The sequence below is a fragment of the Streptomyces sp. NPDC104309 genome, from assembly GCF_055584025.1.
On record NZ_JBVJMV010000024.1, the window covers coordinates 44248 to 56469 of the forward strand.

At 73.8% G+C, this 12222-nt stretch carries 10 protein-coding genes and 1 pseudogene; 1 reads left to right on the forward strand and 10 read right to left on the reverse strand.

Annotated features, from left to right (window positions below):
• Positions 1 to 33: 33 nt before the first annotated feature.
• From cobC to cobM, 6 genes and pseudogenes are all read right to left on the reverse strand, one after another.
• Positions 34 to 1128 (reverse strand): annotated as a pseudogene (gene cobC / locus ACZ68L_RS29590) (Rv2231c family pyridoxal phosphate-dependent protein CobC); the annotation flags it as partial.
• The gene (locus ACZ68L_RS29595; RefSeq protein WP_469582645.1) at positions 1112 to 2023 is read right to left on the reverse strand and encodes a sirohydrochlorin chelatase; all 912 of its coding nucleotides are present in this window, start codon (positions 2021 to 2023) and stop codon (positions 1112 to 1114) included. The gene ACZ68L_RS29595 and the pseudogene cobC, both read right to left, overlap by 17 nt.
• Entirely contained in the window at positions 2020 to 2628 is a 609-nt protein-coding gene (locus tag ACZ68L_RS29600; RefSeq protein WP_469582650.1) for a precorrin-8X methylmutase, read from the reverse strand. The genes ACZ68L_RS29595 and ACZ68L_RS29600 overlap by 4 nt, the downstream gene beginning before the upstream one ends.
• Positions 2625 to 4505: a precorrin-3B C(17)-methyltransferase gene (gene cobJ, locus ACZ68L_RS29605; RefSeq protein WP_469582653.1), complete on the reverse strand. Its 1881-nt coding sequence runs from the start codon at positions 4503 to 4505 to the stop codon at positions 2625 to 2627. Before cobJ ends, ACZ68L_RS29600 begins: the two co-directional genes overlap by 4 nt.
• A complete protein-coding gene (gene cbiE / locus ACZ68L_RS29610; protein WP_469582654.1) occupies positions 4502 to 5788 on the reverse strand; it encodes a precorrin-6y C5,15-methyltransferase (decarboxylating) subunit CbiE in 1287 nt (428 codons plus the stop codon). Before cbiE ends, cobJ begins: the two co-directional genes overlap by 4 nt.
• Positions 5785 to 6633 (reverse strand): precorrin-4 C(11)-methyltransferase, encoded by an 849-nt coding sequence (gene cobM / locus ACZ68L_RS29615; RefSeq protein ID WP_469582657.1) that lies wholly within the window; start codon positions 6631 to 6633, stop codon positions 5785 to 5787. Before cobM ends, cbiE begins: the two co-directional genes overlap by 4 nt.
• Positions 6634 to 6737: 104 nt before the next feature.
• Between cobM and ACZ68L_RS29620 the strand changes: the two genes are divergently transcribed.
• Positions 6738 to 7460, forward strand: a complete 723-nt coding sequence (locus tag ACZ68L_RS29620; RefSeq protein ID WP_469582659.1) for a ZIP family metal transporter — start codon at positions 6738 to 6740, stop codon at positions 7458 to 7460.
• Positions 7461 to 7483: 23 nt separating this feature from the next.
• On the opposite strand, the gene cobI is transcribed toward ACZ68L_RS29620, so the two are convergent.
• From cobI to ACZ68L_RS29640, 4 genes are read right to left on the reverse strand one after another with little or no spacing between them, the layout of a single operon-like run.
• Complete coding sequence (cobI, locus tag ACZ68L_RS29625; protein WP_469582660.1) at positions 7484 to 8230, reverse strand: precorrin-2 C(20)-methyltransferase; 747 nt, start codon at positions 8228 to 8230, stop codon at positions 7484 to 7486.
• Positions 8227 to 9633, reverse strand: coding sequence for a cobyrinate a,c-diamide synthase (locus ACZ68L_RS29630; protein WP_469582663.1), 1407 nt, complete (start codon positions 9631 to 9633; stop codon positions 8227 to 8229). Before ACZ68L_RS29630 ends, cobI begins: the two co-directional genes overlap by 4 nt.
• Positions 9596 to 10195 carry a cob(I)yrinic acid a,c-diamide adenosyltransferase gene (gene cobO, locus ACZ68L_RS29635; RefSeq protein ID WP_469582664.1) on the reverse strand — a complete coding sequence of 200 codons (600 nt, stop codon included), beginning with the start codon at positions 10193 to 10195 and terminating at the stop codon, positions 9596 to 9598. Before cobO ends, ACZ68L_RS29630 begins: the two co-directional genes overlap by 38 nt.
• Positions 10195 to 12204, reverse strand: coding sequence for a putative cobaltochelatase (locus ACZ68L_RS29640; RefSeq protein WP_469582667.1), 2010 nt, complete (start codon positions 12202 to 12204; stop codon positions 10195 to 10197). Before ACZ68L_RS29640 ends, cobO begins: the two co-directional genes overlap by 1 nt.
• Positions 12205 to 12222 lie beyond the last annotated feature (18 nt).

Here is a 12222-nt window from a genome sequence, read left to right on the forward strand (position 1 = left end):
TGGACGGAACGCCGCTCCCCGCGAGCCGTCCGGTCAGCGCGTGACGACGGTCAGCGTCTGCAACGCCTGGTCGAGCGCCTGCAGGAAGCGATTGGTCGTCGCCCGGTCGCGTACCGCCAGCCGCAGCCACTGCGGACCGAGCCCGGGAAACGTATCTCCACGCCGCGCCGCGAACCCGAGCGCCCGCAAGCGCTCCCGTACCTCGTCGGCCCCTTCCAGCCGTACCAGGACGAACGGCGCCTCGGCCGGCTCCATCACCCGCACCTCGGCGAACTCCCGGAGCCCCGCGACCAGATGGGCCCGGTCCACCGCGATCCGTTCCGCCGCGGCAGCCGCCTCGGCCAGGGCCCGCGGCTCCACGCACGCCTCGGCCGCCGCCAGCGCCGGGGCCGACACCGGCCACAGCGGCTGCGCCTCCTCCAGTGCGCGGACCGTCTCCGGGGCGGCCAGTACGTAACCGATCCGCAGCCCCGCGAGCCCCCAGGTCTTGGTGAGGCTGCGCAGCACCAAGAGCCCGGGGACGTCCGTACGTCCGCACAGCGCCTCGCGCTCGCCCGGTACCGCGTCCATGAACGCCTCGTCGACGACCAGCGTCCGCCCGGGTCGCGCCAGTTCCTCCAGCACGGCCGCCGGATGCAGGACCGACGTGGGATTGGTCGGATTGCCGACCACCACCAGATCCGCGTCCTCGGGCACGGCCGCCGGATCCAGCCGGAAGCCGTCCTCGGCCGGCAGCAGCACCCGCCGCACCTCGTGCCCGGCCGCGCGCAGCGCCGACTCCGGCTCGGTGAACTGCGGATGGACCACGACCGGACGGCGAGCCGGCAGCGCCCGTGCGATCAGCACGAACGCCTCCGCCGCCCCCGCCGTCAGGAGCACGCGCTCCGCCGGAAGCCCGTGCCGGGCCGCGACCGCCGCCCGCGCCGGACGGCCGTCCGGGTAGGCGGCGAGCGTGCCCAGCGACGCGGCTATCCGCGCCCTCAGCCACGCCGGGGGCGTATCCGCCCGTACGTTGACGGCGAGATCGGTCAGATCCCGTCCCCGTCCCCGTACTTCCGCGTCACCGTGGTGCCGCAGATCGTGCGCGCCCGCGCCTGTCGCGTCGGGACTTTCAGTGGGAGTGTGCATGACCGCCGTGTGGGTGGTGGTGATGGTGGCCGTCGTCGTCAGGGTGGAAGTGCGGCTGCTGCGGCAGCCCCACCTTGTCCTCGAAGCCCGGCAGTGCGATCCGGTACACGCAAGAGTCGCAGTTCATCCGCAGATCGCCCTCGACGGCCTCCCGATAGCGCTCCATGACCAGGTCGTACAGTTCCTCGGCAGCGCCGATGACCTCGGCCGGGCGGACATCGAGCCCCGGGTGGGCGGCGGCCCACTCCTCAGTCTGACGACGCACCCGGTCCGGCAGGATGCCGGTGAAGAGGAAGTACGGCAGAACGACTATGCGCCCGGCACCCAGCTTCACGCAACGGTCGAGACCGGACGGTACGTCGGGCGCCGCGAGCGAGACGAACGCCGTCTCCACTCCCGCGTAACCCCGGCCCTCCCAGAACAGCCGCGCCGCCTTGTACACCTCGGCGTTGGCGTCCGGGTCCGTCGAACCCCGCCCCACCAGCAGCACCGTCACCTCGGACCGGTCGGTGTCGCCGAGCACCGCGTCGACCCGGCGCTCCAGCACCTTCAGCAGCGCCGGGTGCGGGCCGAGCGGGCGGCCGTAGGTGTACGCGATGCCGGGGTGGCGCTCCTTCTCACGGGCCAGCGCCGCCGGAATGTCCCCCTTGGCGTGCCCGGCCGACACCAGCATCAGCGGCACGGCGGCGAACCGCCGCACACCTCGCCCGACCAGTTCGCTCACGGCGTCGCCGAGCGGCGGCGGGGACAGCTCGATGAAGCCGCCCGCCACGGGCAGTTGCGGGTGGCGCTCGCCCAGCTCGGTCACGAAGTCACGGAACGCCGCGGCCCCGCCCTCGTCCCTGGTGCCATGGCCGGCGATGAGCAGTGCGGGCCGGTCGGACGCGGTGGTCACAGGTTCTCCTCGGTGTTCGTGGGGGGCACGGGGTGGTACAGCAGGGCGTTCAGGGCGGCGGCGGCGACCGCCGAGCCACCCTTCTCGGACACATTGCTCACGGCGGGCAGACCGCTCTCGCGCAGCGCCGCCTTCGACTCGGTCGCGCCGACGAAACCGACCGGCAGCCCGATGACGAGCACGGGCGCGGTGTCGAGGACGAGCAGTTCCTCCAGCGCGGTCGGCGCGTTGCCGATCACCCAGATCGCGCCGGGCCCGACCTGCTCGTACGCGAGCCGGATCGCGTGTGCCGAACGGGTCAGCCCGGGAGTGGACCTGGCCTCCTTCAGGCGGCACACGGTCTCGCGGCGGGTGATGCCCGCCGCGACCATCTCCACGTCGGTGACGACCGGAGCGCCGGCGTGCAGCGCCGCGTGCGCGACGACGAGCGACGCCTCGTCGCAGACCAGGTCCGTCGCGTACGCCGGATCCGCCGCGGAGTGGATGACCCGCTCCACGACGGCCCGGGTCAGCGGGGGGAAGTGCGAGGTGTCCAGACGGGCGCGCAGCCGCCGGTACGACTCCTGCTCGATGGGGTGGACGGTTCTCTCCCAGGGCCGGCTCACTTCGCACCTCCCTGCGGGGCGGGGGCCGACTGCCAGCGGTAGCCGCGCGGCGTCACCATGCGGCCGGCGATCTCCCGGGTCGCGGTGTTGCCGACCGTCACCACCGTCATCATGTCCACCGTCGCCGGGTCCAGAGCCGCCAGCGAGGTCACCCGGCTGCTCTCGTCGGGGCGCGAGGCGTTGCGCACGACACCGACCGGTGTCGCCGCCTCCCGGTGCTCGGCCAGGATCGACAGGGCCTTCGGGAGCTGCCAGTCGCGGCCCCGGCTGCGCGGGTTGTAGAACGTCACGATGAGGTCGGCCTCGGCCGCCGCCCTCACCCGGCGTTCGATGACCTCCCACGGCGTGTGCAGATCGGAGAGGCTGATCGATACGTGGTCGTGGCCCAGCGGCGCGCCCAGGATCGCGGCGGCTGCCAGCGCGGCCGTCACACCTGGCACACCCACCACATCGATGTCGGCGCCGGCCTCGGCGAGCGCGGGTGACGCCATCGCGTACACGCCCGCGTCACCGCTGCCGATCAGTGCCACCGCACGCCCCTCGCGCGCCGCCGCGACCGCGGTGCGGGCCCGCTCCTCCTCGGCGCCCAGCCCCGACTCCAGGACCGCGGTGCCCGGCCGCAGCAGGTCCCGGATCTGGTCGACGTACTGGTCGAGCCCGACCAGGACCGAGGCCCGCCGCAACTCCTCACGGGCGCGCGGCGTCAGCAGATCGCGCGCACCCGGGCCGAGACCGACGACGGCCAGGCGCCCGCGCGGGGCCCGGCGCACCACCGCGCAGGTGGCCATCGCGGCCCGCCCCGCGGGGCCAGGGGGCGGCCAGCCGGGCAGGCCGGGCTCGCGTGCCCCGGGGCGCGCATCTGCGGCGTTGTCGTCGCTCGCCGACGCTCCGCGTCGACTCCCTCCTCCGCCTTGCAGCTGCACACCCCGGACCCCGCTCCCTGGTCCGGCCTGCCCGGCTGGCCACCCCCTCGACTTCCGCTTCGGCACGAGGAGTTCGCCACCCTCGGCGAGCGCGGCGGCCTCCGCGACGGACGGTGTTCCGACGGCGGCGAGCGGTGCGCCGGACGGATTGGGCACCTCGATACGGGCCAACTCGTCGGCGGCGTACGTGCGCAGCGGTACGCCGAGCTGCGAGGCCGCGGCGACGATTCCGGGCTCGTCCGCCTTCGCGTCGACCGTGACCAACTCCGCGATGCTCAGCGGCGAGAGCCCGGCCGCGTCCAGGGCGTCCCGGATCAGCCCGACGATCTCCTCGACCGGAGCATCCTTGGACGCGCCGACCCCGACAGCGAGTGACGCGGGACGCAACACGGCGTTCTGCGGCCCGAGTTCCACGGTCCGGTCGGTGACATGCAGCACCGCACCACCCCCGGGGCCGGAGGAAACATTCGACGGCAACGGCGGCAACGGCCACACCGCGTCCGCCCGCAGCTCCACTCCCGCCCCGTCGAGGATCGCGCGTGACACCCCCGCCACATCGCCCTCCACGGGCAGGCCGAGCATGTCCAGCCCGGGTACGCCCGTCGCGTCCGTCGCCGTCGTCACGACCGGCGCCGCGCCCAGCACGTCACCGACCGCCTCGGCCAGCGCGTTCGCCCCGCCGCCGTGCCCGCCGAGCAGCGCCACCGCATGGCGCCCCGCCTCGTCGACGCAGACGACACCCGGATCCACGGACTTGTCCGAGAGCAGCGGCGCGAGCAGCCGCACCACGGCCCCCGTCGCCAGGAAACACACCAGCTGCTCGCACTCGGCGAACGCCCGCTGCACGGCCTCGCGCACCGGTCCCTCGTAGACCGCGGTGCGGCCGGGCCAGGCCGCGGCCAGCCGGTCGCGGGCGACGGTGCCCGCCGCCGTGGCGGAGATCAGGCCGATCACTGGGTTGCTCCTTCATTTGCACGAACCGCGGGGCGGGTGCCCCACAGCAGAAAGACCGGGTTGGTCGCGGCGAGCCGCGACACCTCACCGGGCAGCGGCGCCAGCCGGGAGGACTGCAGCAGCACGCCCTCGGGCACGAGCCCGGCACCGGCCAGCGCCGCCCGCACCTCGGGCACCCGGTCCAGCGCCGCCAGCGCCACCACCACGGAGCGCCGCGCCCGCCGGGCGCACGCCGTCACGACGGCGGGCAGCTCACGCCCGCCGCCCCCGACGAACACCGCGTCCGGATCGGGCAGACCGTCCAGTGCGGCGGGCGCCGAGCCGTGCACCGCGTGGACGTACACCCCGTGCGCCGCCGCGTTCGCCCTGATCCTCGCGACCCCGTCCGCGGCCTTCTCCACGGCGACGGCGGCGGCACCGAGCCGCGCGCACTCCACCGCCACCGAACCCGAACCCGCGCCGATGTCCCACACCAGATCACCGGTGCGCGGCCCCAGCCGGGCCAGCGCCAGCGCCCGCACCTCGAACTTGGTGATCATGGAGTCGCGGTGCTCGAACTCCGCCTCGTCCAGCGCCCATCCGCCCGGCCCGGCGGGCGCCCCCGCCAGGGTCCGTACCGGGGAGAGCACCCGGGGCTCGTCCAGACACAGCACCACGCTCACCGGATCCGGCCAGTCGCGGGCCATCGCCTCGGCGGGGGTGAGCCGCTCGACGTGCTCGCGCCCCGGATCGCCGAGCGCCGTCGCGACGACCAGGGTGCGCCCCGTTGTTCCGTGCGCCAGCCCGGCCGCCAGCTCGGCGGGCCCGGCACCGGGCCCGGTCAGGACGGCCACCTTCGGGTGCGCCAGGCACACATGCACCGCGGTCCGCGGGTCGCGGCCGTGCGCACTGACCACGACCGCGTCGTCCCAGGCCAGCCCCAGCCGGGCGAACGCGACCGCGACGGACGGCGCACCCGGCCGCACATCGAGCGCGCCCGCCCCGAAACGCTCCGCCAGCGCCCGTACGATCCCGAAGAACCCGGGGTCGCCGGAGGCCAGCACGACCACCCGCGCTCCGTCCCCGGGCGCGTGCTCCGCGATCCGGTCGAGCGCGGGGGCCAGCGGACCGAGCACGATGCGCTCGGTCCGGTCGGGCAGCCCGGCGGCCTGAAGATGACGCCGGGCGCCGACCACCAGCGTGGCCGCGTCCAGCGCCCGGCGGGCCTCGGGGCCGAGCGGTTCACCCGTCCCCGTGCCGAAGACCCGGATCGGCGCGGTCCCCGTGCCGAAGAGCGGGTTCACGAGCCGGACCGCCGGGCGCGCAGTTCGGCCCGCGCCGCCTTGTCGGCCTTGCGGAAGCCGTGGAAGTGCCCCGGATGGTAGAGGTGCGAACGCGTCCCCGACGCCGACAGCGCCGGACCGACCAGGAAGAGCGTGTGCTTCCAGAGCTTGTGCTCCTTGACCGTGGCCTCCAGAGTCTCGATCGTGCAGTGCAGGATCAGCTCCTCCGGCCAGGTCGCCTGATACGCGATCACGACCGGAGTCGACGTCGGATAGCCGCCCTCCAACAGCTCCTGGGTGAGCTGGCCGGACCGTGCCGCCGACAGGAACAGCGCCATCGTCGTGCCGTGGCGCGCGAACTCACGGACCTCCTCGCCCGGCGGCATCGGCGTCTTGCCGCCACCGAGACGGGTCAGGATCACCGACTGCGCGACCTCCGGAATCGTCAGCTCCCGCTGCGCGATCGCCGCGACCGCCGAGAACGACGACACCCCGGGCACGATCTCCACCGCGACACCCAGCCCGGCACACCGGTCGACCTGCTCCTGCGTGCCGCCCCAGAGCGCCGGATCGCCGGAGTGGATACGGGCCACCTTCAGCCCCTCGGCCGCCGCGCGTTCGTAGACGGCGACGACCTGCTCCAGCGACATCTGCGCCGAGTCGAGGATCTCCGCGCCCTCCCGGGCATGCTCCAGGACCTCCGCCTGTACCAGGCTCGCCGCCCAGATGACGATGTCGGCGTCCGCGATGGCCCGCGCCGCCCGGAACGTCAGCAGATCGGCGGCGCCGGGGCCGGCACCGACGAACGTCACTCTGCCGTGGGTGGGCGCGGCGGCCGTACCGGCTGCGTCGACTGCTTCGGACATGGGACGGGGTCCTTTCGGGAAACGGGACAGAAGGATGGGACGGACGGCAGGGCGTGCCGCGTGCTGAGATGCGCGCAGCGGGGTCAGTCGGCTAGCAAGAGCGCATGGCGGTGTTCGTCGCGCTCGGCGCGTTCCTGATGACCCTGGCCGGCGGCTGGGTCGCGCAACGCGTCACCGACCGCCGCCACCTGGTGCTCGGCTTCGCCGGCGGACTGATGCTCGGCGTGGTCGGCCTGGACCTGCTGCCGGAAGCGATCGGTGCCGCGGGCGATCCGGTCTTCGGCGTCCCGGCGGCCCTGCTGCTGTTCGTGGGCGGCTTCCTGGTCGCCCATCTGGTGGAGCGTCTGCTCGCCGTACGCCAGGCGGCACACGGCGCGGGTGAGGGCAGGGTGCCGCAGGTCGGACTCACGGCAGCGGCGGCGATGGTCGGCCACAGCCTGATGGACGGTGTCGCGCTCGGCGCGGCCTTCCAGGTGGGCGCCGGCATGGGAGCCGCCGTCGCCCTCGCCGTCATCACGCACGACTTCGCCGACGGCTTCAACACGTACACGGTCACCAGCCTGTACGGGAACGCCCGCCGCAAGGCGATGTTCATGCTGTTCGCGGACGCCATGGCACCGCTCGTGGGCGCGGCGACGACGCTGCTGTTCACCCTTCCGGAGGAAGCGCTCGGCTGCTATCTCGGCTTCTTCGGCGGTGTACTGCTCTACCTCGCCGCCGCCGAGATCCTGCCCGAGGCACACCACGAACACCCGGCCCGCTCCACGCTGCTGTGCACCGTGGCGGGGGTGGGCTTCATCTGGCTGGTGGTGGGCATCGCGGGCTGACCACCGCGCCGGACCCCGGTGCCTCACAATTTCCCGCCCCGCCCGCCGTCGCGCGGCGCGGGCGCGATCAGCGTCGACAGATACGGCAGCGGCCCCTCGTCCAGCTCCGCCGCCGGCCGGATCGACTCCTCGGGCAGCCCGAGCGCCGAACCCCACACCGCGTCCTCGGTGCGTCCCGTCTCCCGCAGCGCCGTGGCCACCTCCGCGGCCAGTCGCCCGAACTTGTACGCGACGACCGTGCCCGGACCTTCGAGAGCCTCCTTGAGGACCGCGGCCCCGGCGGTCACCGGCACCAGCGTCAACGGCTCCGTGCCCTCCGTCAGCACCGCACCGCTGCGGGCGGCCAGATCCTGCATGGCCGTGATCCCCGGCACGGTCTCCACGGCCGTCCCCGGCAGCGACTCACCGATCGTGTGCGCGAGATACGTGAACGTCGAGTACACATTGGGGTCGCCGATCGTCGCGAACGCCACCGAACCGTGCGTACGCAGCAGCTCCGCGACCCGCTCGCCCGCCGCGTCCCACGCCGCTTCCCGGCGCGCCCGGTCCGTCCGCTCGTTCAGCGCGAACACCACCCGTACGACCTTGTCGGCCGCCACGTAGTGCAGCACCGTAGCCTCGGCCCGCCCCCGCTCACCGGTGTCCATCACCGGCACGACGACGACCGCCGCGGCACGCAGCGCGTTCACGCCCTTGACGGTCACCAGCTCCGGGTCACCGGGCCCGACACCGACGCCGACCAGCCTGCTCGTACCGTGACCGTGGTTCATCCCTTGCACCTCTCAACGAATCGGCGGGCCATACCGGGTGCCGAAGCCCCGTGCGTATGCAGATAACTCGCGTGCACGCCCTGCTGTACGAACCCCTCCACGCGCCGCTCCGGCTGATGCAGGCCCCACGCCGGTTCCGTCCCGGCGCCCGGCTCCAGCACGGTCCGGTGGAACTCGTGCCCGCGCACCCGGGTCCCGGGCGCCGCCAGCACGCTGTCGGAGACCGCCACGGCCTCCCGGTAGCCGAGCGTCAGCCGTTCGGACATCCGCGCCCCGGCGTCGAGGACCCCGCACATCGGCAGTCCGTCGAGCGAACGCGCCAGATACAGCAGCCCCGCACACTCGGCGGCCACCGGAGCCCCGGAGGCCGCCAGCCGGGCGACGGCCCGGCGCAGCGCCGCGTTGGCGGACAGCTCCGAGGCGTACACCTCAGGGAAACCCCCGCCGATGACCAGCCCCCGGGCGCCCTCGGGCAGCGCCTCGTCCCGCAACGGATCGAACGGCACGACCTCGGCCCCGGCGGCGGCGAGCAGCTCGGTGTGCTCGGCGTAGGAGAACGTGAACGCGGGCCCGGCCGCGACGGCGACCCTTCCGGCCCCGGCGACGGGCCCGCCGCATCCGGCCACCGCCCCGGCCGCGTCCCACACCTCACCCGGTACCGCGGGCGCCGACCGGGCCAACGCCATGAGCGCGTCCAGGTCGCACCCCGCCCGCACCCGGTCCGCCATCGCCGCCACGGCGGCCGACGCGTCGGCCCGCCGCTCGGCCACCGGCACCAGCCCCAGATGCCGCGACGGGACGGCCACCTGCTCCGTCCGCCGCAGCACCCCCAGCACCGGCACGCCCGACTCGTCCAACGCGTCCCGCAACAGCGCCTCGTGCCGCTGCGAGCCGACCTTGTTCAGGATCACCCCGCCGATCCGCACCCGCGGATCCCACGAGGCGAAGCCGTGCACCAGCGCGGCCACGGACCGCGACTGCGACGACGCGTCGACGACCAGCACCACGGGCGCCCGCAGCAGCTTCGCGACCTGGGCGGTGGACGCCAGCTCGCCCTCGCCCGACGCCCCGTCGTACAGCCCCATCACCCCCTCGACGACCGCCAGATCGCAGCCCAGCGCCCCGTGCGCGAACAGCGGGGCGATCAGCTCGGGCCCGCACATGTACGCGTCGAGATTGCGCCCCGGGCGCCCCGTGGCCAGCGTGTGGTAGCCGGGATCGATGTAGTCGGGCCCGACCTTGTGCGCGGACACGGCAAGCCCCCGCCCCGCGAAGACCGCCATCAGCCCCGTGGCCACGGTGGTCTTGCCGCTCCCCGAGGAGGGCGCGGCGATCACCAGACGCGGAACGTTCACCGCGGGCCCCTCACCATTCGATGCCCCGCTGACCCTTCTGACCGGCATCCATCGGGTGCTTGACCTTCGACATGTCGGTCACCAGGTCGGCCGCCGCCACCAGCTTCTCGGGCGCGTTGCGCCCGGTGACGACCACATGCTGCGTACCGGGACGGTTCCGCAGCACCTCGATCACCTCGTCGGTGTCGACCCAGCCCCAGTGCATCGGGTACGCGAACTCGTCCAGGACGTACAGCCGGTACGTCTCGGCCGCCAGGTCGCGCTTGACCTGCTCCCAGCCCTCGCGCGCCGCCTCCTCGTTGTCGAGCTGCTGGTCGCGCTGCACCCACGACCAGCCCTCGCCCATCTTGTGCCAGGCGACGGACCCGCCCTCGCCGCTGGCCCCGAGGACCTTCAGCGCGTTCTCCTCGCCGACCTTCCACTTCGCCGACTTGACGAACTGGAAGACGCCGATCGGCCACCCCTGATTCCAGGCGCGCAGCGCCAGCCCGAAGGCCGCCGTCGATTTCCCCTTCCCGATGCCGGTGTGCACCACCAGCAGCGGACGGTTGCGGCGCTGACGAGTGGTGAGCCCGTCGTCCGGCACGGTGGTCGGCTGTCCCTGCGGCATTACGCGGCCCTCCTGCTGGTTCCCCGGACGTCCTTCACGAGCCCCGCGATCGAGTCGGCCCGCAGCTCGTCGAGCGTGACGGCGCTGCCCCCGAGATCGCGCGCGAGATCGCCCGCGAGACCGAGCCGTACGGGCCCCGACTCGCAGTCCACGACGACGGACGCGGTGCCCTCGGCCTCGTGCAGCCGCGCCGCCCGCGCCGCCAGCACCACCGGATCGGGCCCCCCGGTCGCCCGCCCGTCCGTCACCACGACCAGCAACGGCCGCCGCGACGGATCACGCAGCCGCTCCACCCGCAGCACCTCATGGGCCTTCAGCAGCCCGGCCGCGACGGGGGTCCGCCCACCGGTCGGCAGCATCTCCAGCCGTGCCGCCGCAGCGTCCACCGACGACGTCGGCGGCAGCACCACCTCGGCGTCCTTGCCCCGGAAGGTGATCAGCCCGACCTTGTCCCGCCGCTGATACGCATCCAGCAGCAGCGAAAGGACCGCACCCTTCACGGCGCTCATCCGCTGCCGGGCAGCCATCGATCCGGACGCATCCACCACGAAGAGAACGAGGTTTCCCTCCCGTCCCTCCCGGGTCGCCTGCCGCAGATCGTCCCGCCGGACCACCAGCCCCCGTCCCGACCGCCCCCGCGCCCGCTGATGCGGGGCAGCGGCCTGCACGGTCGCGGCCAGATGCAGTTTGGTCAGGGCGCCCTGCGGGCGCCGAGCACCGGTCGTACGCCCGTGCTCGGTACGCGCCCGGGACCGCCGCCCCGCCGCGCCCTCGCCCAGACCCGGCACGCTCAGCATCTTCGTACGGAACGGCTCGGCAGCGCGTACGGGCTGCTGCTCGCCGCCCCCGGAAGACTGCTGCCCCTGCCCCTGCTCGGGAACGGTCTGCGCGGGCGTGTCGCCCGCCTCGCCCTCGGGCCGCGGCGGTGTGTCGGGCCCGTCGCCCTGCGGGGGCCGGCCGCCACCACCGGGGCCGTCCGGGTCCGGATCGTCGTCCTCGCCGCTGTTCTGCTCCAGCGTGTCGTCGAGCTTGTTCTCGTCCAGGCCCGGCGCGTCGAAGGGATTGCGCCGACGCCGGTGGGGGAGCGCGAGCAGGGCGGCCTGGCGCACGTCCTCGGCAAGCACGTCCGTACGTCCCGCCCACGCCGCCAGGGCGGTGGCCGTCCGTGCCATCACGATGTCCGCGCGCATCCCGTCGACCTCGAAGGCCGCACAGGTGGCCGCGATCTGCCGCAACGCCCCGTCCCCGAGCCGCACCGACGGCAGCAACGCTCGTGCCGCCATGATCCGTTGGCGTACGGCGTCCTCCTCGTCCGCCCAACGCGCAGCGAAATCGTCGGGATCGTCGTCGTACCCGAGCCGTCGCCGCACGACTTCCACCCGCTGCTCCGGCTCCCGCGAGGCCGCGACCTCCACGGTCAGCCCGAAACGATCGAGGAGTTGGGGTCTGAGCTCCCCCTCCTCGGGGTTCATGGTCCCGACCAGGAGGAATCGAGCCGCGTGCCGTACGGAAACCCCTTCGCGTTCGACATACGAGGCGCCCATCGCGGCGGCGTCCAACAGGAGGTCGACCAAATGATCGTGCAGCAGATTGACTTCGTCGACGTAGAGGATTCCGCGGTGCGAATCGGCGAGGAGGCCCGGTTCGAAGGACTTCACCCCTTCGGCGAGTGCTCGCTCGATGTCGAGCGCGCCGACGAGCCGGTCCTCCGAGGCACCCACGGGCAACTCGACCATACGGGCGCGGCGCAGCGTGCCCGGCCCCGGCTCATGCGGCCCGTCCGGGCACGCCGGGTCGGGTCCGGCCGGGTCGCACGAGAAGCGGCACCCGGGGACGACGTCCACCTCTGGCATGAGCGCCGAAAGGGCGCGTACGGCGGTGCTCTTGGCGGTCCCTTTCTCACCCCGCACAAGAACGCCGCCCACTTGCGGTGACACTGCGTTGAGCAGCAGTGCCAACCGCAGATCGTCCTGTCCGACGATGGCAGTGAAGGGATAGGGCGTGCTCATGCGGTGATCACTCCTTCG